The sequence below is a fragment of the Streptomyces sp. SID13726 genome (assembly GCF_010548375.1).
Classification (GTDB): domain Bacteria; phylum Actinomycetota; class Actinomycetes; order Streptomycetales; family Streptomycetaceae; genus Streptomyces.
On record NZ_JAAGLY010000002.1, the window covers coordinates 876,461 to 897,747 of the forward strand.

The following is a 21,287-nucleotide window of genomic DNA, read 5'->3' on the forward strand; positions in this document are numbered from 1 at the left end:
GGTGCGGGCGGACCGGGCAGTGAGGGAGCGTCAGCTCCGGCCGGACTCCACAGGCTCAGCCCGCCGAAGGCGCAGCAAGGGGACCACGTTCAGGAGCAGTCCGATCGTCGCGACGCCGGTGACCAGGTTCAGTCCGGGGCGGTAGACGGTGAAGTCGGCCCCGCTGTCGCCCGCTTGAGCGAGGACGGCGGTGAGGACGGCGAGGACGAGGGCGCCTCCGACCTGGCCGGAGGTCTGCACCAGGCCGGAGGCCAGGCCCTGTTCGGAGTCGTCGATGCCTTCGGTGGCCTGGGCCATGATCGCGCCGTAGCCGAAGGCGAAGCCTCCGCCGAGGAGCACCAGGGACGGGAACATGCTCAGCAGGTAGTCGGGTGACGAGCCGGCCGAGATCAGGAACCAGACGTAGCCGAGGGTCATCGAGACCATCGCCGTGACGATCAGGGGTGCGGTGCCGAAACGGTTGACGAGTCGTCCGGCGAGCGGTGAGCCGATGGCGACGATCAAGCCGACGGGCAGCAGCGCGAAGGCCATCCGCAGGGGCGACCAGCCGCGCCCGTCCTGGAGGAACAGCGTCATCATGAACTGGAAGCTGAGGTAGGAGCCCATCAGCGCGACCATGCTGAGGTTGGCCCGGACCGTGGTGGCCTGGCGCAGGATGCCGAAGCGGACGAGGGGGTGACGGACCCGCCGTTCGATCATGACGAAGGCGAGCAGCAGGGCGACGGCCGCGCCGAAGGTGGCGAGGGTCGTCAGGGAGGCCCAGCCGCGGTCGGGTGCGGTGACCACGGCGTACACGGCGAGCAGCATGCCCGCGGTGAGGGTGACCGCGCCGGCCGGGTCCTGGCCGCCCGTCCCGGCGCGGCGGTCGCGCGGGATCAGGGTCAGGCCGACGGCCAGGGCGAGCAGCGCGAGGGGTACGGGCATGAAGAACGTCCAGCGCCAGCCGATCCCGGTGAGCAGGCCGCCGAGGATCAGGCCGGAGGAGTAGCCCAGGGCTCCGAAGAGGCTGAAGACCGACAGGGCCCTGTTGCGCTGCGGGCCCTCCGGGAAGGTCGTGGTGAGGATGGACAGCCCCGCGGGCGCGGTGAACGCGGCGGCCACGCCCTTGACGAAGCGGGTGGCGATCAACAACGTGCCGTCGTCGACGAGTCCGCCGAGGAGTGAGGCGGCGGCGAAGACGCCCAGGGCGATCAGGAAGACCCGGCGGCGGCCGAGGAGGTCCGCGGTACGGCCGCCGAGCAGCATCAGGCCGCCGTAGCCGAGGACGTAGCCGTTGATGATCCACTGAAGGGAGCCGGTGGCGAGGCCCAGATCGTGGCCGATGGAGGGCAGGGCGATGCCGACCATCGAGACGTCGAGGCCGTCGAGGAAGAGCACGAGGCACAGGACGGCGAGCACGCTCCACAGGCGGGCGGTCCAGCGCGGATCGGCGACAGGCGGAAGCGAGGTCCCGGGGCGGGACTCGGTCAGGGACATGCGGGAGGATCTCTTTCCTGGCAACTGAGCGGGCCGGTGGACGCCTCGGCGCTGAGGAACCGGTCGCGGGAGAGCCGGACCGGGGAGCGGAAGCGCACGGCGCGGTCGGCCTCGCGACGAGCGTGCCAGGAGTGTCGTACCTGAAGAAGGGAGAGCCTGTTCCTATGCGTGCGCAGCGTAGGAGAAGTGACTCCCCCTCTCAGTGCCTGTGTCACATCCTCTTTCCGCAGGCCATGGCATATGCATATGAGGGGCGATCGTCGTTGCCGTTCGGTTCGGCGTCCTGTGGATGCCGAACCGAACGGCAGACCCCAATCACCGTTCACCTCATACCTAATGACCTGCGGAAAGAGGACGTACACAGACGCTAACAGTCCGTCAGACGTTGGTGCGCAGCGCCTGCCGAGCCGCTTCCTGAAAGACTCCGATGCGGACTCGTTTCGCATCGGCTGCCTCTCGGAAGCATGCTTCCTCATTTCCTTGAGGCGGGCTGCCGACGCGGATCGCGGTGCGTGCCCACTCGGAGCAGAGGACATGCCATTCCCTCATGGAGTGATGCAGCAGTTCTGCCTCTGTGGCCACATCCCTTGGGCCGATCATGCTCACTCGTGATGCTGTGGCACTGAGGGTTACCCAGCACTGATGCATCTCGGAAAGGTGGTCCTTCCACACTGCGGGAGAGCTGTCCGGAGCGGTCAGTTCGTCAAAGAGCTTCCACAGCTGCCCGTTGAGCACGCGCACGGCGGACAGATAGCCCGAGTACGCCTCGATACGTACGTTGTGCAGGTTCCTGTAGCGCTCCTCTTCGAGCTGCTCCCGCTGATGCTGTCTCTGGCCGCGAATCGATATCCACCCTCCTCCCAGCCCTCCCAAGGCCCCGACGATGGTCCCCAGTACCCCCACAACTGCTGCATCCATATGAGGGTTATGAGTATTTTTAATGGTCTATAACCCGGCTGGCTGATTCACGTGGACCGAGCAGTCGGACCGGGGACGGATGACGAGAGGGGCGGGGTCTGCCGTTCACCAAATGCATCATGACCTGCGGAAAGAGGATGTGACACAGGCTCTCAGGGGGAATAGGCCCGGAGAACGCTCAGGCAGAGCTGCCGGTGCGCAGATGGGTCGGGTCCGCCGCCCAGGAGGCCAGCATGCGCAGGCTGTCGTATGTGGGGCTGCCCGCCTCGGCGGTCCAGACGATGATCTGGAGGTCGGGGTCGGCGGCCCAGGTGACGGCGTTCCAGTCGAGGTGGAGGTCGCCTACGACGGGGTGGCGCAGGTGCTTGGTCCCGGTGTCCCTGACGGCGACGTCGTGCGCGGCCCACCACTGGCGGAACTGGTCGTCCCGGACCGAGAGTTCGCCCACGAGGGCGGCCAGTTGTACGTCACCGGGGTTGTTCGCGTTGTGCATGCGCATCTGGGCGATGGCCAGCCGGGTGACGCCCTCCCAGTCCGCGTACAGCTCCCTCATCGCCGGGTCGGTGATCAGCAGCCTGATGTAGTAGCGCTGCTTCTCGGGAATCCTGTCGAACTCCGTGATCAGGGCCGCGCCCATCGCGTTCCAGGCGACGATCTCGGTGCGCGGGCCGATCACGAAGGCCGGGGTGTGGGCCATGTCGTCGATCATGCGCTGCAACTGCACCTGGGTCTTCGGGCGGGGCCGACGCCGGGCCGGCCGGTACTCGCTGCGGTCCGCCAGCTCGCACAGATAGGCGCGCTGGTCGTCGTCGAGACGCAGCACCCGGGCCAGGGACTCCAGCACGGACGGGGACGGCTGGATACGGCCCTGTTCGAGTCGGGCGTAGTAGTCGGTGCTGATGGCGGCCAGCACCGCGACCTCCTCACGGCGCAGGCCCGCCACGCGCCGCGGGCCGCCGTCGGGCAGGCCGACGGCGGCCGGGTCGAGCTCGGCTCGACGCGCCTTGAGGAATTCTCCCAGGTCATGGCGGTGAGGATCGCTGTTCATGCCCTCAGCCTGACACCGGGTAGCGGTGTTGTCAGGGGGAGAGATCTGTCCCTGGCAGTCCTCACCGCCGGGTTGACGGGCTGCCCGTCCGCCCCGCGGTCAGCGGACGCGGGTCCACGCCCCGTGGAGCTGGACGAACTGGCCTCCGACGACGGAGCTGGCCATGCAGGTCCCCTCCGTGTAGTCCTCGATGTGGGTGACGTGGTCACCGGCGTCGGGCTCGGTCCAGCGCACGACGAAGAGGCCGTCGCGGAGCTGGGTGGTGGTGTACTCCATCGTCTGCTTCCGGCCCTTGATGGCACCGCTCGTCACCTCGAAGCTGACCTGGGTCGCCGAGTCGAAGGTGATCTCCACCGTGAAGTGGCCGAGCGGCGTGTCCGGACCGAGGTCCGCCAGCCAGGTCTGTCCCACGCTGGGAAGGGTCGCGTTGCTGTCCATCGGTACTACCTCGTTCTGTGATTGCTGCTGGGGTGGGTGTCAGCCGAGGGCCTTGACGACCTCGTGGGCCAGCGGAACGGCTGAAGCAGGGTTCTGGCCGGTGATGAGGGTGCGGTCCACCTCGACGTGGGGGGCGAAGTTCTCCACGCCCTTGCGGTAGTCCGCGCCCACGTCCGAGACGAGACGGTCCTGGAGCAGCCATTTCGCGCGGCCGGCGAGGCCGTTCTGGATCTCCTCGGAGTTGGACAGCCCGGTGAGGCGGTAGCCGGCGAACGGGGACCTGCCGTCGGCGTCCACCGTCGGCAGCAGGGCGGCCGGGCCGTGGCACACCAGCGAGACGATCTTGCCGGAGGCGAGCCAGTCGCTGAGCAGCTTGCCGGCCGCGCGGTCGACGGCGAGGTCCTCCATCGGTCCCCAGCCGCCGGGGACGAAGACGGCGTCGTAGTCGTCGATGTCGACGTCCTCTATGCGGACCGGGTTCGCCAGTTCGGTGGCCTCGCGCAGGGTGGCCTTCATGCGCTCCGCGCCCTCGGGTCCTCCGTTGAAGTCCGGGGTCAGGCTGAGTGCGTCGGGGGTCGGCGGTACGCCGCCGGGGGTGGCCGCGGCGACCTCGTAGCCGGCCTCCTTGAAGACGCCGTACGGGCCGATGGCCTCCTCGGCCCAGAAGCCCGCGGGCTGCTGGAACCCGTCGGCCAGGGTCCAGTGGTCGGCGGCGGTGATGAGGAAGAGGATCTTCGTCATGGTTGTGCTCCGTGAGGGTGAGCGCGATCAGTTGGCCGCGGCCTGCTGGACGACGTGGCTGTCGGCTGCCTGGATCAGGTGGGTGAGCTTGCCGCCGGCGACCGTCCACAGGTGGATGAAGCGCGCGTCCGACTCCTGACCGGACTTGGACACGGCGTGGTAGGCGCCGCGCACGAAGACGTGCTCGCCGGCGTCGTAGAACTCCTCGGCGACCGCGCCGAAGGAAGAGAAGTTGGGCGCGAGCCGGGCGAAGAAGTCGCCACCGGCACTCGCCCAGGTCTTGTAGACACCGCCGTAGGGGAAACCGGGGGTGATGTCCCAGACGATGTCGGGGTCGATGACCTCGGCGACCACGTCCGGTGCCATGCCGGAGTCGTAGAGCCGACGGGCGAGGGCGACGTTCGGGGAATCGGACATGAGGGTACTCCTAGGGAATTTGACAGTTACGCGGAAAGGAAGCCGCTGCCTCTGAGGAAAGGCCAGGACGAAAGACCCGGAGTAAGACCCAGAGGGAAGGCCCGGAGGAAACCGCACTGGAATCGTCGCACGGAATTCAGGCAAGAAGGTAGGAAGGATTCGTCCCTGCCAGATCCCTGCCGAATCCAGACGTCTCCACTAATTCGCGCTCGGCTCTTTTCCTGTCCATGAGGAGAGGAAGCGCAAGCCCTCGTACGAGCGCGAGTGGGCCTCGGCGATCCACACGACCAATCGCTGCTCCGGGTCGGCCTCACAGCTGAGGACGTCCCAGTCGAGGACGAGTTCACCGGCGACCGGATGGTGGAACACCTTGCTGCCACTGGTGCGGGGAGCGATCTGGCGCCCGCCCCACCATCGGCAGAACTGCTCGTCCCGCACCGACAGCTCACCCACGAGGGTGGTGAGCCCCAGGTCGTCAGGGCAGGCCGCGGCACACCGCCGCAGCAGCGCGATGGCGTTGCGGGCGGAGTTCTCCCAGTCCGCGTACAGCGTCCTCATCCCCGGATCCGTGAAGAGCTGGCGGACGTAGTTGCGCCGCCGCTCGGGGATCTGCGTGAAGTCGATGCCGAACAGGGCGGTGGCCATCGGGTTCCACGCCAGGACGTCCAGGTTCCTGCCCAGGATCATGGCGGGCGCGACGGTGAGGTCGTCCAGGACCGTGCGCAGCTGGGGCTGCACCTTCTGCGCAGCCCGTCGCCGCGGCGGGTTGACCTCATGCCCCACCAGCCCGAACAAGTGGTCCCGCTGGTCATCGCTCAGCCGCAGAGCACGGACGAGAGCGCGCACTACGGAGCCAGACGGGGCGATGCGGCCCTGCTCCAGGCGGGTGTAGTGACGGGTGCTGATGGAAGCGAGCACGGCCACCTCCTCACGGCGCAGCCCTGCCACGCGCCGCCGCCCGTCGGGGTCGGGCAGTCCGACCATGCGCGGGCTGAGCTCGGCCCGGCGGGCCCTGAGGAATTCACCCAGCTCGTCGAGATGTGCCCTGTCGGTCATGCTGCCGAGTCTCGCACCGTCGGCAAGTCGGCAGGGTAGGAGAGTTCTGTCCCTGGATACCGCCCGCCAGAACTGTAATTCTGCTTCATGAGGGCATCTGCCTGAATTACCAGGCCAGAAATCCGGCCGTCGATGGAATTCCTGAAGTAGGAGAATGAGTATGCGTGGAGCTGTGTTGTACGGCCCGGGTGATGTCCGTTTCGAGGAGCGGGAGGACCCGCGGATTGTCGCGCCGACGGATGCGGTGATCCGGACGGTGGTCACGTGTGTGTGCGGTTCGGACCTGTGGGCGTTTCGGGGCACCGATCCGGTCACCGGGCCCACCCCGATGGGGCATGAGTACGTCGGGATCGTGGAGGAGGTCGGAGCCGGGGTCACGAACGTCAAGCCGGGCCAGTTCGTCATCGGCTCCTTCGCGACCTCCGACAACACCTGCCCCAACTGCCTCAATGGCTACCAGTCCAACTGTGTGCACCGGGAGTTCATGTCGACCTGCCAGGCCGAGTACGTGCGGATCCCCAACGCGCACGGCACCCTGGTCGCCACCGACGAGCTGCCCGGCGAGGAGTTCGTGCCCAGCCTGCTGGCCCTCTCGGACGTGATGGGCACCGGCTGGTGGGCCGCGAAGGCCGCCGAGGTCCGGCCGGGCTCGACGGCGGTGGTGGTCGGGGACGGGGCGGTCGGCCTGTGCGGGGTGATCGCCGCGAAGGAACTCGGCGCCGAGCGCATCATCGCGATGTCCCGGCACGAGTCGCGGCAGAAGCTCGCGGTCGAGTTCGGGGCCACCGACATCGTCGCCGAGCGCGGCGCGGAGGGCATCGCCCGGATCAAGGACCTCACCGACGGGGTGGGCGCCGAGTCCGTGCTGGAGTGCGTGGGCACCAAGGAGTCCATGCAGCAGGCCCTCGCCTCCACCCGGCCCGGCGGCAACGTCGGCTTCGTCGGCGTTCCCCACGACGTCGCCGTCGACGGCCAGGAACTCTTCTTCTCCCACGTCGGCCTGCGCGGCGGCCCCGCGCTGGTCCGCGCCTACCTGCCCGACCTCATCGACCGCGTCCTGACCGGCCGCATCAACCCCGGCAAGGTCTTCGACCTCACCCTCCCCCTCGACCAGATCGCCGAAGGCTACAAAGCCATGGACGAACGCCACGCCATCAAAACCCTCCTCAAGCCGTGACCGAGCACCACGCCTTCGAAGGAGGTACCTGATGACCATCTGGACCAACGACGAACTGACCCGTATCGAAGGCGCCGAGGAGCTGCGGATCTCCCCGCTGCGCAGCAACGGAACACCGCGCGAGCCCCTGCCCGTCTGGGTCGTCCGCGACGGTGACGACCTCTACGTCCGCTCCTTCCGGGGCGGCGCCGGGTCCTGGTACCGGGCGGCCCGGTCAAGCCTTGCGGGCCGCATCCGCTGCGGTGGCGTGGCCAAGGACGTCATTTTCGCCGAGGTCCCGGACACCGACGTCAACGACCGCATCGACGCTGCCTACCGCACCAAGTACGGGCGGTACGGGGCGAGTTACGTCGACCCGCTGGTGGCCGCACGGGACACCACGCTCAAGCTCGTCCCCGCCGGCTGAACCCACCTGCCTCCCCCTTTGGTTCCCTCCAGGAGAAACACCTTGCTCGGTCTCGAACTCGTCGTGCTCTTGGGCGTGGCCGTGCTGGTGGGCAACGCCGTCGGCCAGCGGCTCGGCATCGCCCCACCCGTCGTGCTGCTCACCGTCGGTGTGCTCCTGGGCTTCATCCCACAGGTACGGCAGGCCCAACTGCCACCGGAAGTCGTGTTGTTGCTCTTCCTGCCGGTACTCCTGTACTGGGAGAGCCTGACCACCTCACTGCGGGAGATCCGCACCAACCTGCGCGGCATCCTGCAACTGAGCACGGTCCTCGTCATCCTGACCGCCTGGGCCGTCGCGGCAACCGGACACGCTCTCGGGCTGCCTTGGGGACCCGCCTGGGTGCTCGGCGCGGCCATGGCGCCCACGGACGCCACCGCGGTCGGCGTCCTCGCCGTCGCCCTGCCCCGCCGCCAGGTCACCATCCTGCGCGCGGAGAGCCTGGTCAACGACGGCACCGCCCTCGTGGTCTACGGCCTGGCCGTCGGCATCACGGTCGGCGCGGAACATCTCGGCTTCCCGCACGTCGGCGGCCTGTTCCTCCTCGCCTACGGCGGCGGGGCCGCTGTCGGTGTGGCGGTCGCGTGGGTCAACATGAACCTGCGGCGCCGCCTGTCCGACCCCCTGCTGGGCAACCTCGTCATGATCCTGGCGCCCTTCACCGCGTACCTGCTCGCGGAGTTCATCGAGGCCTCCGGCGTCCTCGCGGTGGTCGTCAGCGGCCTGATCATGTCCCAGGTCGCCCCGCGCATCATCCGGGCCGAACACCGAACCCAGGCACTGGCGTTCTGGCCGCTGGCCACGTTCCTCATCAACGGCGCGCTGTTCGTCCTGGTCGGAGTGGAACTCCAGTACGCCGTCCGCGACTTGGACCGTGCCGACCTCCGGGACGCGCTGATCGCTGTCGGGGCCATCTGCGTGGCGCTCATCGCCGTACGCTTCGCGTTCCTGTACGCCTCCACCTACCTCGTCCGCGCGCTCGACCGCCGGCCCCGACAGCGCACGCTGCGGGTCGGCCACCGTAGCCGTGTGGTCAACGGGCTGGCCGGTTTCCGGGGCGCGGTGTCACTCGCGATGGTGCTCTCCGTACCGCAGAGCCTCGACTCCGGCGAGCCCTTCCCCGATCGCAGCTTCATCGTCTTCGTCACCTCGGGCGTCATCCTCGTGACGCTGGTGGTCCAGGGGCTGCTTCTGCCGGTGGCGGTGCGCTGGGCGAACCTGCCTCCCGACACCTCCGTCGACGAGGAACACGGCCTCGCCGAGACCACCGCCGTCGAGGAGGCGATCAAGGCGATGCCGCGGCTGGCCGCCGACCTGCGCGCCGACCCGAAGATCGCCGAGTGGCTGCGCCAGGAGTACGAGGCGCACCTGTCGAGCGTACGGGCCAGAAGCGCGGGCGACGCGGACGCTCCAGCCCTGCTCCAGCACCGCGACTACGTCGCCCTGCGGCTGGCCCTCATCGGCCACAAACGCGCCACCGTCGTCCGGCTCCGCGACGAACGCCACATCGACGACACCGTCCTGCGCCGCCTCCAGGCCGACCTCGACAGCGAGGAGATCCGCCTGGCCGGAGGCGCGAACGTGGAGTGACCGGTCAGGTCCGCACCACACCATCCCGTTTACCGCGTACGACCTCATTGCGCCTTGTACGCCCAAGATCAGCAGGAGTGCTGCCTTCCATGAAAGCCATAGGCCTGACCGAATTCGGCGGACCCGAAGTACTGCGTGCCCTGGACCTTCCCGTTCCCGAGCCCGGACCGGGCGAGATACGCATCCGGGTGTGCGCGGCTGCGGTCAACCCGGTCGACGCGCTGGTCCGCCGGGGCATCGCCTTCGTCTCCGACGCCGAGCCGCCCTATGTCCCGGGTATGGACGCGGCGGGCGTGATCGAGCGGATGGGTGAGGCGGTGGAGACCGAACTCCGGGTCGGCGACCGGGTCATGGCCGTCGCGGTCGTGTCCGGAACGCACGGCGCGTACGCGGAGCACCTGGTCGTCCCCGCCGAGTCGGTGGTCCGGGCCCCGGCGGGCACGACACATACGGAGGCCGCGACCCTGCCGATGAACGGTCTGACGGCCCGCATGGCGCTGGACCTGCTCGAACTCCGCCTCGGCGCCACCATCGCCGTCACCGGAGCGGCCGGTGCGGTCGGCGGTTACGTCGTCCAACTGGCCAAGGCGGACGGGTTCCGGGTGATCGCCGACGCGGCGCCGAAGGACGAGCAGTCGGTGCGGGCCCTGGGCGCCGACGTCGTGCTGCCGCGCGGGAGCGACTTCCCTGAGCTGGTGCGCAAGGTGGTGCCTGACGGCATCGACGGGCTCGTCGACACGGCGGGGGTCGCCGGCCTCGCCCTCCACGCGGTGCGCGACGGCGGACGGTTGGTGACATCGGTCGGCGGTGTCGACGTCCCCGAGGAGCGTGGCATCACCGTCCAGCACACGTTCGTTCCGCAGTACGCACGCGAACACGCCAAGCTCGACCGGCTCCGTCACTTGGCGGAGGAAGGCCGGCTGACCCTGCGCGTGGCACGGACACTGCCGGCCGAACAGGCCGACGAAGCACACCGGTTGGTGGAGGCGGGTGGCCTGCGAGGGCGCGTGGTCCTCACTTTCTGAACCGGTACCGCAACTGCGACCTACAACGGGCGAACCGTCCATCAGCCGGCCCTGTGCATCGGCGGCCAACGGCTGTGCAGCCGCGCCTATCGCTCCCGGACCATCCCGGTCTCGCCCGCCCAGGCGGCGATCTCGACCCCGATACGGGCGGCGGTCTTCTGCCGGATGCTGGCCGAGTGTGTCTTGACGGTGGACAGGGACACCATCAGCCCGACTCCAGGCAGGTCCTCCTGGACGGCGAACGGATCGACCAGCTCCGCGAACCGGCCCGCAGCGAGCTGCGCCGCACCGCGTTCGGCTTCGTCTTCCAGTCCGGCCGGCTCCAGCCGGAACTCCGCGGTAGGCGACCGTCGGCCACAGCGGAGCAGGTGCGCTGCGGTGACCGGAGCCGTGCTTCACCTCTACGCGCCCCGATCGTCGTATCGCGGGAGATTCGCCGTGTCGAGCAAGGTGCACCGGAAGCCCGAGTGCTCCCCTGACAGGTGGTCCAATGTCAGGCCGCCGGGCCGATCTACCGGCGACACTCAGGTGTTGACTCTTCTCGGGCCGAAAGGAAATGCCCCATGGCAGTCCCCACTCCGTATGGTGCGCCCAGCCGCTCCGAAGCGAGTTCGATACCGCCCGCGCTGGCCGAACCGCTGCGGAACGAGCTCGAGGAGGTTGCCGACGAGGTGGTACAGGCGATCATCGAGCACTCGCCCGGGTATGCCGGGCCCTCCACTCGAAAACTCCGATCCGTCGCCGTGGAGGCGCTGACCCTCTTCGTCGATCTGATCGCCGACCCTCGGAGCCAGGGTGACGCCGCCCCGGCGATGTACCACGAATTGGGGCGGGCGGTGGCGAGGCAGGACCGCAGCCTGGACGGTCTGCAGTCCGCGCTGCGGGTGGGAGGGATGCAGGCCTGGCGTCGGCTGAACCGCACGGCGGAGGGCCTGGGGCTGGGCTCGGCGGTTGTCTCCGCGCTGGGTGAGCTGGCGTTGCGCACCGCGCACGAGGTGGCGGAGGCGGCGGCCCGGGGATATGCCGAGGAGCAACTGCGCGGTTCCGACGAGTTGGAGCGACGCCGACGCCGTCTGATCGGCCTGCTGCTGGGCGAGGGCCCGGTGTCACCGGAAGCCGTGCACGATCTGGCGCACGCCGCACGCTGGCCGGTCCCCCGGCAGGTCGCGGTGGTCGCACTCGCGTCGTCGCCTGGCATCCGAGAGGAGACGTGGCCCTTGACCACCTCCGACGTCCTCGTGGACATGGAGTCCCGGCCACCCCGCATGCTGGTTCCGGATCCGCACGACCAGAGCCACTTCACGGGGCGGACCTTCACCCTGGCCCTGCGCGACCGCCCGGCCGCGATCGGTCCCACGGTGTCCCTGACACAGGCGTCACGGTCCTTGCTGTGGGCCACCCGCGCGCTCGGGCTGATGGGCCGGGGGATTCTGCCCCGGCAGGGAGTCGTGCGCTGCGTGGACCACCTGTCGACGCTCCTGCTGCACAGCGACGAGCCGCTGCTCGACGAACTGCGGTCGCATGTGCTCGCTCCGCTGGACACAGTCCCGGAAGGACAGCGCGCCCGGCACGCCGAGACCTTGCTGGCGTGGCTGCTCAGCGGCAGCAACGTGCCTGACGTCGCCAACCGTCTCCACCTCCACCCGCAAACGGTCCGCTACCGCCTGCGCCAGCTCAAGCCGCTCTTCGGTGACGCGCTGGACGACCCGGACACCCGCCTCGAACTCATCCTCGCCCTGCGCGCCGAATCACTTCGTGAACCGGAATCGTCCAGTCGGTGAGACCCGAGTCGATCTCCGGTCCCTTGTCGCGTAGCGGTCTCCGCCCGCCTTCGCCCTCTCGGGGCCGAACCGTGAAACGCCGGTCCGGGCGGCCCGAGGACGACCGGATACAGTGCGCGAGACGGCAGCCCGGCCAGGGAGGAGAGGCGTGACCGACACCAGCGACACCCGGCACAGCGAGGGTGAGACGCGAGCACCACGGCAGAGCCCACTGCGCCTCCTCATGCGCTTCATCCCCCTGATCGCCCCCGTTCTGCTGTGGACTGTGCCCTGCTGGGTGCTCCTGTACGGCGGCCAGCACTGGCCACTGGCCGTCACTCTGGTCGGTACCGCCCTGTTCGCCCTCGGTCTCGTCGGTATGCCGTTCGCGATGGCACGCGGCCACGGCCGACGCCAGCAGGACCGGGCGGCGATCATCGGTGACACCCTGCTGGGCGCCAGCTGGGTGCTGTTCACCTGGTCGGTTCTGCTCGGCGTCCTGTTGCGGCTCGCCCTGACCGTGGCCGGCATCGGCGAGAGTCAGGACCGCGCCCGAATCGTCACCTGGGCCGTCCTCGGCGTAACCGCCGTACTGCTCGCCTGGGGGTACGCCGAGGCCCGCCGTGTGCCGCGCGTACGCCGACTCGATGTCCGACTCCCGCGGCTGGGTGCCGGGCTGGACGGGACCCGCGTCGCCCTCATCACCGACACGCACTACGGTCCGCTCGATCGCGCCCGCTGGTCGGCGAGGGTGTGCGAGACGGTGAACACGCTGGAGGCCGACCTGGTCTGCCACACCGGCGACATCGCGGACGGCACGGCCGAACGCCGCCGCGCCCAGGCCGCCCCGCTCGGCACCGTGCGGGCCACCCGCGCCCGGGTGTACGTCACCGGCAACCACGAGTACTACAGCGAGGCCCAGGGCTGGGTCGACCTGATGGACGAGCTGGGCTGGGAGCCGCTGCGCAACCGCCATCTGCTGCTCGAACGCGGTGGCGACACCCTCGTGGTCGCCGGCGTGGACGACGTCACCGCCGAGTCCTCCGGCCTGGCCGGCCACCGCGCCCACCTCGCCGGGGCCTTGGACGGCGCCGACCCCGACCTGCCCGTTCTGCTCCTGGCGCACCAGCCCAAGTTCGTCGACCGGGCGGCAGCCGCCGGCATCGACCTCCAGCTCTCCGGCCATACCCACGGCGGTCAGATCTGGCCCTTCCACCACCTGGTCCGCATCGACCAGCCCACCCTCGCCGGCCTCAGCCACCACGGCTCCCGCACCCTCCTCTACACCAGCCGCGGCACCGGCTTCTGGGGACCGCCGTTCCGCGTCTTCGCCCCCAGCGAGATCACCCTGCTCGTGCTCCGCTCGCCGCACCCGTCCGCGTCGGGACAGCACTGAGCGGATCGACCACGTCCCTTACTGGACATCACCGAAGGTCACCTCGCGCCGTCGTCCACACGCCCGAGGGACCGGTCGCCGTCTACGTCGCCCACCTGCTCTCGGTCCGCGTCACCGTTGTCTCGGGCTTCACCAGCGCCGCGCGCGACGCCTCCGCACGCTGTCTCGCCACCGCCCTGCGCGCCGAACCACTGCGCCGCACCGTCCTCGTAGGCGACTTCAACGGCACTCTCGACGACCGGGAGCTGTCTTCCGTGACCTCTCACACGCGATCGGCCCAGACGGAGGCGGGCGCCGGGTTCGGCTTCACCTGGCCCTCGTGGTTCCCCGTTGCGAGGATCGACCACATCCTCGTCCGCAGCGTGACCCCGGCGCGTCATGGACACTGCCCACGACCGACAGCGACCACCTGCCGGTCGCGGCACGACTGATGCTGTGACCTCGCGGCAGCCGAAAGCTCAGCTCTTGTTGAAGGAGTGGGCCGCAGGACGACGTTGAGGCATTCACCGCCATCGCCAGAAACATCAACTGGATGCTGCCGACCCATCTGTTGAACGCGATCGGCAGCCCGATCGGCGTGCCGCCCTGGACGGACCTGCCCACCTGTGCCGGATCGGCAACCACACCGCCCGCGTCCGGGTCCACGAGGAGATGCAGCGGCTCGCCAACGACGGTGGTCCGCGTCGACGCCCCGCCCGACCCGTCGGCCTCGGCGGGACAAGGCCTACGGCGCCGCACGATCCTCTTGGCCGGACTCGGCGCCGTAGCCTCCACAAGTGGTGTCACGACGGCGATCGTCCTGTACAGCAACGCCGATGACACCGACTCGCCCAAGGCAGCACCGCTCGTTCCCGTCACCTCGGTGCTGTTCAGCCGTGGCGGCAGGATCCTCGCCAGCGGCAGCGCCGACAAGACCGTCCGTCTGTGGAGCCTGCCCGACGGCCGCCCCTTCACCACGGTCACCGACTGTGACAGCTACGTCCATTCGGTGGTGTTCAGCCCGGACAGCAAGACGCTGGCGATCACCTGCGGCGGGCCGTCCGTGACGCTCTGGGACGTGGCCACCCATCGCAGTTCCGCGGCCGGAAAGGCTGGCAGCGGGGCCATCTCCGTGGCCTTCAGCCCCGACGGCAACATGGTCGCCATCAGCAGCCTGGACGGCACCGCCCGCCTCGGCACCTCTTCATAAGAAGAGAGATCGGTAGCAGGCGTGCAGAACGATTCTATTCTCGGGCCTTGGTAACCGTGATCTTCCCCTCCGCCACAAGGGCCCCGGGAGCGGGATCTTGATCGATTATCATCTGCGATTCCTTCACCCCTTCGGCCAGGTGAAGTCGCAAGTTCACCCCGCTCAGAACCTTCTTCGCCTGCGTGCCCGTGAGACCTCTGATGTCCGGCGCGGACGGGTGGTCCTTCATGACGGCCTGGATGATGTCCCTGCGGGCCGAGTCAGAGCTCTTTGACGAGAAATAGAAAGCCGTGACCGCCGCGGTAATGGCGATCACGGCTGTCTTCAGTTCTTCGTCGGCATCTACCCCGGTGTATAGAGAGAGGAACGTCAGGAAGATCAGGGCGCTGATAGAGACCAATGCCAATGCAGCACGAACGATCCCACCATCGATCGCCTTGTTGATCTTCTCGGGGTTCCGTTTTCGCGCGATCATCTGATAGATCTTGGCGAATACGGCAGCGAGCACCACGACGGCCAGCAGAACAAAAAACGCCCACGGAAGGCCGTCGGTACCTTTGCTGTCCATCTTCGCCGGGGCGTCCGAAGCCGGTGCAGTGGCATCCCACACGAACGAGGAAAACCTGGAGAACGTCATGGCGACTCCCAGGGATGACCGAAATCTCCATTTCCCCGAGATCTTGACTTGATCTACGCGTAAATGTAACGCCGCATGATGCGGGCCGCAATTCTTCCGTTGGTGGCGTAGTCAATCCCGGCCCCCTCGGCAACCGGCCTCAGTGCGTGCTGAGCATCCCTTCCCGCAACCGCCCCAACAGACGGGTGATCAGGCGCGAGACATGCATTTGGGAGACGCCGAGGTGTTCCGCGATCTGCGCCTGGGTGAGTTCCTCGACGAAGCGCCAGTGGATGATCTTCCGGTCGCGTTCGTCGAGTTCGGCGATCAGAGGGGCCAGGGCGTGCATGTCCTCGACCAGGCCGAGTGCCGGGTCGGGGTTGCCGATGAAGTCCGCGAGCGCGGTCTCGCCGTCCTCGCTGCCGCCGATCGCCGCGTCCAGAGAGGCCGACGTGTAGCCGTTGGAGGCCAGTCGCGCCTCGACGACCTCCTCTTCGGGCAGGCTCATGAGTTCGGACAGCTCGCGGGTGGTCGGCGTACGGCCGAGCCGGCTGCTCAACTCCTCGTCCGCGCGGGCGAGTTGGACGCGGGCCTCCTGGAGCCGGCGCGGAACGTGCACGGCCCAGGAGGTGTCGCGGAAGAAGCGCTTGATCTCGCCGACTATGTAGGGGACGGAGAAGGAGGTGAACTCCACCTCGCGGGACAGCTCGAACCGGTCGATCGCCTTGATGAGGCCGATCATGCCGACCTGGACGATGTCCTCCATCTCCTCCCGGCCACGGCTGCGGAACCGGCCGGCCGCGTAGCGGACCAGGGAGATGTTCATCTCGATCAGCGTGTTGCGCGCGTACTGGTACTCGGGCGTCCCTTCCTCCAGCACCGCGAGCTGCTTGAAGAACAGCTTCGACAACTCCCGTGCGTCCTTGGGAGCTACCTGGGACGGGTCGGTGATCTCCGGCATGCCCACCGTCTGTCCGGCGGTCCGCACCGTCGTCGCCATGATGTGCCCCTCCCACTTTTCCGGCTTCACGTCAGCCGGCCCACCGGCCGACGATCGTCCGCTTACCCCGGCTCGGGTTCCGCATGCACATGACCCGGTCGGATTTCGCGTCCGTCGGCTATGGGACGCCGAGTTCGAAGAGGGCGTATCCCGCGTACGAGCCGGAGGCCACGGCCGCCATGCCGAGCAGCGTGCACAAGTGGGCGCGGCTCAGGCGGCGCAGCGCGACGGCGAGCGGGACGAAGAGGGGGAACAGCGGGAGCAGATAGCGGGAGACGTTGCTGAAGATCTGCTGGCTGCCCAGGACGAGGACGATCGTGAGCACGGTGTACACGGTCAGTACGGCCGGCGGCCGCAGCCTGACGAGCAACGGCAGCAACGCGAAGGCCAGCAGGACGACCCCGACCCCGATCATGTCCGCGAACGGGAACGGAACGTGGTAGTCGGCGTGGCCGACCGGGACGGAGGTGAGCACGTCGAGGGTCTGACGGCCGTAGTCCCACTCATGGGCCCAGGCGCCGGACTGGAGCTTGAAGTAGCCGCCGTAGTCCCCCATGCGATGCCCCACCCAGCCGAGGTAGCCGAGCAGTCCGAGCGGTGCCACGGCCATGGCGGCCACCGGACGCAGGACGCCGTCCCGGCGCCGACGAAGTGCGAGCAGCGCCGCCACGGCGACGGCCGCGATCAGTGCCGCCGCGGTCGGCCGGTTGAGCCCGGCGAGGAAGGCGAGGAGCCCCGCGCTCAGCCAGTTGCGCCGCATGACGGCATGACAGGTCCAGGCGGCGAGAGCCACGTAGAGCGAGTCCGAGTAGACCGCCCACTCCACGCCGGAACCGGGCCACACGGCCCACAGTCCGGCCGCGGCGAGCCCGGCCCGCCGCCCGGCGAGGCATTCGGTGACGGCGTAGATGCCCAGTGCCGCGACGAACGAGGCGATGACGGAGACCGTCAGGCCGGCGCCGTACAGACCGAGGCCGGTGACCTCGGAGACCAGCCGGATGAGTGCCGGGTAGAGGGGGAAGAACGCCGCCGAGTTCCCCTCCAGCCTGATCTGGCCGGTGGCTCCGGGGACCGGGACCAGCGCGGGGTCGTATCCGTGCGCGGCGATCTTCTGGTACCACCAGCCGTCCCAGGACGTCAGGACGTCCCACGGGTGCTCGCCGCCGCCGAAGCGCGGGTTCTTCCTGCGGTAGTCCCCGGCGAGGTGGAGCAGGAACATGAAGCCGGCGAAGCCGATGAGCTTCAACGTGCCGTACAGGGCCAGCACGGGACCCACTCGCCCGGCGGCACGGCGCAACGGCCGCCACCGGTCCGAGCCTTGGGCGGCGGGCGGCTCCGAAAGTCTCGCGTTCCACGAGCTCGTCACGGTCGAGGTCACGCGCGGAACACCCACAGTCGCAAGAGCAGGAAGCGCAGCAGGGTCGCGACCAGGTTGGCGACGACAAGTACGGCGAGTTCGGTGTGGTGCGCGGCCGAGGGCATCGCCTGGTGCAGGCCCGCGAGTGCTCCGCTGGTGAGGGCCAGCCCGATCAGGAAGACCACCAGTCCCCTGCCCTGGTGCCGCAGCGCACCGCCCCGGCCCCGGAACCCGAAGGTCAGGCGTCTGTTCGCGGCGGTGTTGGCCATGGCGCAGACCAGCAGGGCGAGCGCGTTGGCCGCCTGCGCTCCGGTCACCGGGCGCAGGGCCATGTACAGCAGCAGGTGTCCGAGCGTGCTCACCGCTCCTACGGCGGCGAAGCGCACGAGTTGTGTGAACGAGCCGCCCGGCGTCGCGCCGCTGTCACCTCGGCGCAGCCCGGCCGGTGGCAGAGTCCCGCGAGCGAGCGCTCCCCCGACCCTGGCGATGCCGCGCAGGTCGGCCAGCGCCGTGGGCAGGATGTCGACCCGGCTGTCGGGGTCGTCCACCCAATCGACCGGCACCTCGTGGATGCGCAGTCCGGCGCGCTCGGCGATCACCAGGAGTTCGGTGTCGAAGAACCAGCCGGTGTCCTGGACCAGCGGCAGCAGCTGGTCCGCCACATCGCGGCGGACGGCCTTGAACCCGCACTGGGCGTCGGAGAACCCGACGGCCAGGGTCGAGCGCAGGAGGGCGTTGTAGCAGCGGGAGGTGATCTCCCGTTTGGGCCCGCGGACCACACGGGAACTCGCGGCCAGCCGAGTGCCGATGGCGATGTCGGAGTGCCCGGAGATCAGTGGAGCGACGAGCGGCAGCAGCGCCGCGAGTTCCGTGGACAGGTCCACGTCGACGTACGCGAGCACCGGGGCCGGGGAGTGCGACCACGCGGCGTGCAGCGCCCGGCCACGCCCTTTCTCAAGCAGTCGCATCCACTCCATCTCGGGCAGTTCGGCCGCCAGTCGGGCGGCGATCTGCGGGGTGCGGTCCGTGCTGGCGTTGTCGGCGACGGTGATGCGGAAGGGGTACGGAAAGGTCTCCCTCAGATGAGCGTGGAGACGCCGCACGCTCGGTTCCAGGTCCTTCTCCTCGTTGAACACCGGGACGACCACGTCCACGACGGGGTCCGAGTACCGCGCGGTCACCGGCTCGCGTCTCGGCAGACCACCCGGCTCCCGGGGCTCAGGTTCCTTCGGCTTGAGTGACCTTACGTTTTTCATGTCTTGTCCCTTTTTGCACTCTGGCGCGGGGCATACCGAAGGCACTCGCGGCGGCGGTGCACTCAGGAGTGAGAGATGTCTTGCGGTCGTTGTCGGTCGGCGGTCAGCGGTCGGCTGTCAGCTGTCGGCTGTCGGCACCGAATGCCTGGCCGCCATGGCCGGCGCCTACGGACTGGCCGAGTTGGTCGTGGTGGCGCTTGTGCTCCCCCCTGCGGGCGGAGACGAGGTGTTCGGGCTCCCGGCCATGTCAGGCGGGTCGGTCGCGCTGGAAGCCCCGGGACCGGGAGTCGCCGACGAGGGCGTGGAGGTCTCGCTCGGGGGCGGGCCCGACGACGAGGACGCACCGCCTGCGCCGTAACCGGGAGTGGCCGTGGTGGGCGAGTAGGGCGCGCTCGGGGTCTGGCCCGGCGAAGGCGAACTCCAGGGGGAGCCGGTCAGGCTCGTCGAGGGCGGCCGGGGTGACTGGGCGGGCTCGACCCGGGTCGTACTGCCGGGCAGCATGTACATCAGCCCGAGCCCGAGGCCCACGGCGGCCACGAGCGCGGCGGAGCCGACGGCTCGCCGTACGATCCGGACACGGTGGTGCGCACGGATCCCTGCGTGGAGACGGTCCTGATGGCGCGGTTCGAAGGAGGCGGTCTCGTGGGTGGCGTGCAGCATCTGCGAGAGCTGCCGCTCGAACTGATCCATGGTGTCCTCCTTCACAGTGCGGTCTCGATCGCTTCGGCCAGGATCCGGCGCAGCCGCGCCACTCCCCGCGAGGCGTGGGAGCGAGCGGTGCCGACCGGGCATCCGAGCACCTCCGCCACCTGGCCCTCGGGAAGGTCCTGGTAGTAGCGCAGCACCACTGCCACCCGCTGCCGGGACGGCAGTTGGGCGAGCGCGGCCTCCAGCCGGGAACGCTCGGCCACGTCCGCGGACACGTCCCCGAACTCCGCCACCTCGGGCAGCTGGTCGACGGGGCGTTCGCCCCACCACCGCCGCTGTCCGGCACGGGCCGCCGCGCGCACCATCACCTTGCGGACGTACGCCTCCGGTGCGTCCTGAGCGACCTTGGGCCACACGAACCAGAGCTTGACCAGCGACTCCTGCACCAGGTCCTCGGCCCGGTGCCGGTCGCCTCCGACGAGCAGACGCGCGAGATGGAGCAGCGCCGACCAGCGTGCCGCCACAAACGCGTCGAACTCACCGGACCGACCCTGATCCATCCCCACTGACTCCGCTCCCACCAGTTGCCTACACCTAGGAAAAGGCTGTGGACCACCTCTCCCGATGCACCTGCCGGCAGTGATGTGGATCACTCCGAGGGGCCGACGGCGGCTGCGGCTGCGGCTGCGGAGACGTACGGCAGTCGCCTCCGCGCGCCGGCGTCACCCCTGGCCGAGGGCCGTCGACGGCGTGAGTCCCTCGGCGCGTCCCCGGATGCCGTTGCGGAAGTCGATCGGGGACCGGCCCGCGCGTTGCACGAAGTACTTGCTGAACTGGGAGGGCGTGACGAAGCCGAGGCGGTCCGAGATCTGGGCGGCGGTCTCGTCGCCGTGCGCCAGCAGCCGCTTCGCCTCCAGCACGACCCGGCGGTCGATGAACTCCTTCGCGCTGAGCCCGGCGCCCGCCAGGGTCGCGCGGGCGAGGGTGCGTCCCGAGTAGCCGAGCATGTGGGCGTAGTCCTCCACCCGTCGGGTGGCGGTGAAATGCCGTTCGACCGCGTCCCGGAAGCGCAGGTAGGTCTCGTCCGGCTCCGGAGCGGGGCCGCCGGCCGGGACGGTCAGATGGGCCAGGCGCAGCAGGAGGACGGCCAGGAGGTGCCGCAGGGCCGCCCTGTGCATCTCGAGAGGGAGTTGGCCGAGCGCCCGGAACTCGCGGCTCAGGTGTTCCGCGGCCATGGTCACGGCCTCGGCGTCGGCGTCGCAGGGGGTGATGACGACCGGTGCGTGCGGATCGTCGACCCGGGCGGCCGTCGCCGTGGCGGGGTCCAGCACGTCCTCCCGGAAGAGGATCAGAGTGCCCTCGGCCTCGGCGAGGTCACCCCACTGGTGCACCTGCCCCGGGCGCACCCACAGCCACGAGCCGGGCCGCAGGGCGTAGCCGGTGAAGTCGACGACATGCCGGAGGCCACCCGCGGTGAGCGCGAGCAGATGATGGAAGTCCGGGCGCTGGGGCCGGGCGAGGGTCTGCTCGGCGACCCGCCGCCGCAGCTCCGCCAACGACATGACCTCCACACCGGCCGGAGTGCCCGCGGGCGCGGCGAACGCGACCTCGGGGATCTCGCGCGCGGAGCCGTGTCGGTTTTTGGCCATCATCAGTCGGAAGTTTATCCGGCTTTCCCTGCGCGCTCTTCGTACGTTGGTCGTGCCGCTGCGGAAACAGAACATCTCCCTGGCG

At 69.3% G+C, this 21,287-nt stretch carries 21 protein-coding genes and 3 pseudogenes; 9 read left to right on the plus strand and 15 right to left on the minus strand.

Annotation, left to right across the window (positions count from 1 at the left end; genetic code table 11):
• Positions 1 to 30 precede the first annotated feature (30 nt).
• The 7 genes from G3I78_RS07645 to G3I78_RS07675 all read right to left on the minus strand — a co-directional run bounded on the left by G3I78_RS07645 (position 31) and on the right by G3I78_RS07675 (position 6,094).
• On the minus strand, positions 31 to 1,476 hold the full coding sequence (locus G3I78_RS07645) for an MFS transporter (RefSeq protein WP_164422023.1): 1,446 nt from the start codon (positions 1,474 to 1,476) through the stop codon (positions 31 to 33).
• A gap of 378 nt (positions 1,477 to 1,854) precedes the next feature.
• Positions 1,855 to 2,394 (minus strand): hypothetical protein, encoded by a 540-nt coding sequence (locus tag G3I78_RS07650; RefSeq protein ID WP_164422024.1) that lies wholly within the window; start codon positions 2,392 to 2,394, stop codon positions 1,855 to 1,857.
• Between the two features lie 178 nt (positions 2,395 to 2,572).
• On the minus strand, positions 2,573 to 3,442 hold the full coding sequence (locus tag G3I78_RS07655; protein WP_164422025.1) for a helix-turn-helix transcriptional regulator: 870 nt from the start codon (positions 3,440 to 3,442) through the stop codon (positions 2,573 to 2,575).
• A 99-nt stretch (positions 3,443 to 3,541) separates the two neighbouring features.
• Positions 3,542 to 3,880 (minus strand): MoaF N-terminal domain-containing protein, encoded by a 339-nt coding sequence (locus tag G3I78_RS07660; protein WP_164422026.1) that lies wholly within the window; start codon positions 3,878 to 3,880, stop codon positions 3,542 to 3,544.
• A 39-nt stretch (positions 3,881 to 3,919) separates the two neighbouring features.
• A complete protein-coding gene (locus G3I78_RS07665) occupies positions 3,920 to 4,621 on the minus strand; it encodes a type 1 glutamine amidotransferase domain-containing protein (RefSeq protein WP_164422027.1) in 702 nt (233 codons plus the stop codon).
• 27 nt (positions 4,622 to 4,648) lie between these two features.
• Positions 4,649 to 5,038, minus strand: coding sequence for a nuclear transport factor 2 family protein (locus G3I78_RS07670; RefSeq protein WP_164422028.1), 390 nt, complete (start codon positions 5,036 to 5,038; stop codon positions 4,649 to 4,651).
• A gap of 198 nt (positions 5,039 to 5,236) precedes the next feature.
• A complete protein-coding gene (locus G3I78_RS07675) occupies positions 5,237 to 6,094 on the minus strand; it encodes a helix-turn-helix transcriptional regulator (protein ID WP_164422029.1) in 858 nt (285 codons plus the stop codon).
• A gap of 160 nt (positions 6,095 to 6,254) precedes the next feature.
• On the opposite strand from G3I78_RS07675, the gene G3I78_RS07680 reads away from it, so the two are divergent.
• The 4 genes from G3I78_RS07680 to G3I78_RS07695 all read left to right on the plus strand — a co-directional run bounded on the left by G3I78_RS07680 (position 6,255) and on the right by G3I78_RS07695 (position 10,331).
• A complete protein-coding gene (locus G3I78_RS07680) occupies positions 6,255 to 7,271 on the plus strand; it encodes a zinc-dependent alcohol dehydrogenase family protein (RefSeq protein WP_164422030.1) in 1,017 nt (338 codons plus the stop codon).
• A gap of 31 nt (positions 7,272 to 7,302) precedes the next feature.
• The gene (locus tag G3I78_RS07685; RefSeq protein WP_164422031.1) at positions 7,303 to 7,677 is read left to right on the plus strand and encodes a DUF2255 family protein; all 375 of its coding nucleotides are present in this window, start codon (positions 7,303 to 7,305) and stop codon (positions 7,675 to 7,677) included.
• Between the two features lie 42 nt (positions 7,678 to 7,719).
• Positions 7,720 to 9,306, plus strand: a complete 1,587-nt coding sequence (locus G3I78_RS07690; protein WP_164422032.1) for a Na+/H+ antiporter — start codon at positions 7,720 to 7,722, stop codon at positions 9,304 to 9,306.
• An 89-nt stretch (positions 9,307 to 9,395) separates the two neighbouring features.
• Positions 9,396 to 10,331 carry an NADP-dependent oxidoreductase gene (locus G3I78_RS07695; RefSeq protein ID WP_164422033.1) on the plus strand — a complete coding sequence of 312 codons (936 nt, stop codon included), beginning with the start codon at positions 9,396 to 9,398 and terminating at the stop codon, positions 10,329 to 10,331.
• 86 nt (positions 10,332 to 10,417) lie between these two features.
• On the opposite strand, the pseudogene G3I78_RS51755 reads toward G3I78_RS07695, so the two are convergent.
• Positions 10,418 to 10,540: pseudogene (locus G3I78_RS51755) on the minus strand (DNA-binding response regulator); the annotation flags it as partial.
• Here G3I78_RS51755 and G3I78_RS51760 point away from each other — a divergent pair.
• The 5 genes and pseudogenes from G3I78_RS51760 to G3I78_RS07720 form a co-directional block, all read left to right on the plus strand.
• Positions 10,538 to 10,666: pseudogene (locus G3I78_RS51760) on the plus strand (ABC transporter ATP-binding protein); the annotation flags it as partial. The pseudogenes G3I78_RS51755 and G3I78_RS51760 overlap by 3 nt on opposite strands.
• A gap of 228 nt (positions 10,667 to 10,894) precedes the next feature.
• Positions 10,895 to 12,112 carry a PucR family transcriptional regulator gene (locus G3I78_RS07710; RefSeq protein WP_164422034.1) on the plus strand — a complete coding sequence of 406 codons (1,218 nt, stop codon included), beginning with the start codon at positions 10,895 to 10,897 and terminating at the stop codon, positions 12,110 to 12,112.
• A gap of 148 nt (positions 12,113 to 12,260) precedes the next feature.
• Entirely contained in the window at positions 12,261 to 13,487 is a 1,227-nt protein-coding gene (locus tag G3I78_RS07715; RefSeq protein WP_164422035.1) for a metallophosphoesterase, read from the plus strand.
• 287 nt (positions 13,488 to 13,774) lie between these two features.
• Positions 13,775 to 13,926 (plus strand): annotated as a pseudogene (locus tag G3I78_RS53135) (endonuclease/exonuclease/phosphatase family protein); the annotation flags it as partial.
• 93 nt (positions 13,927 to 14,019) lie between these two features.
• A complete protein-coding gene (locus tag G3I78_RS07720) occupies positions 14,020 to 14,676 on the plus strand; it encodes a PD40 domain-containing protein (protein ID WP_164422140.1) in 657 nt (218 codons plus the stop codon).
• Between the two features lie 34 nt (positions 14,677 to 14,710).
• On the opposite strand, the gene G3I78_RS07725 is transcribed toward G3I78_RS07720, so the two are convergent.
• The 7 genes from G3I78_RS07725 to G3I78_RS07755 all read right to left on the minus strand — a co-directional run bounded on the left by G3I78_RS07725 (position 14,711) and on the right by G3I78_RS07755 (position 21,205).
• Positions 14,711 to 15,313: a PASTA domain-containing protein gene (locus G3I78_RS07725; RefSeq protein WP_164422036.1), complete on the minus strand. Its 603-nt coding sequence runs from the start codon at positions 15,311 to 15,313 to the stop codon at positions 14,711 to 14,713.
• 139 nt (positions 15,314 to 15,452) lie between these two features.
• Positions 15,453 to 16,292: an RNA polymerase sigma factor SigF gene (locus G3I78_RS07730; RefSeq protein ID WP_164422037.1), complete on the minus strand. Its 840-nt coding sequence runs from the start codon at positions 16,290 to 16,292 to the stop codon at positions 15,453 to 15,455.
• A gap of 118 nt (positions 16,293 to 16,410) precedes the next feature.
• Positions 16,411 to 17,589 (minus strand): glycosyltransferase family 39 protein, encoded by a 1,179-nt coding sequence (locus G3I78_RS07735; RefSeq protein ID WP_203614691.1) that lies wholly within the window; start codon positions 17,587 to 17,589, stop codon positions 16,411 to 16,413.
• Positions 17,590 to 17,666: 77 nt separating this feature from the next.
• Entirely contained in the window at positions 17,667 to 18,905 is a 1,239-nt protein-coding gene (locus tag G3I78_RS07740; protein WP_164422038.1) for a glycosyltransferase, read from the minus strand.
• A 165-nt stretch (positions 18,906 to 19,070) separates the two neighbouring features.
• On the minus strand, positions 19,071 to 19,595 hold the full coding sequence (locus G3I78_RS07745; RefSeq protein WP_164422039.1) for a hypothetical protein: 525 nt from the start codon (positions 19,593 to 19,595) through the stop codon (positions 19,071 to 19,073).
• An 11-nt stretch (positions 19,596 to 19,606) separates the two neighbouring features.
• Positions 19,607 to 20,113: a SigE family RNA polymerase sigma factor gene (locus tag G3I78_RS07750; RefSeq protein WP_164422040.1), complete on the minus strand. Its 507-nt coding sequence runs from the start codon at positions 20,111 to 20,113 to the stop codon at positions 19,607 to 19,609.
• 162 nt (positions 20,114 to 20,275) lie between these two features.
• Positions 20,276 to 21,205: an AraC family transcriptional regulator gene (locus tag G3I78_RS07755; RefSeq protein ID WP_203614468.1), complete on the minus strand. Its 930-nt coding sequence runs from the start codon at positions 21,203 to 21,205 to the stop codon at positions 20,276 to 20,278.
• Positions 21,206 to 21,287 lie beyond the last annotated feature (82 nt).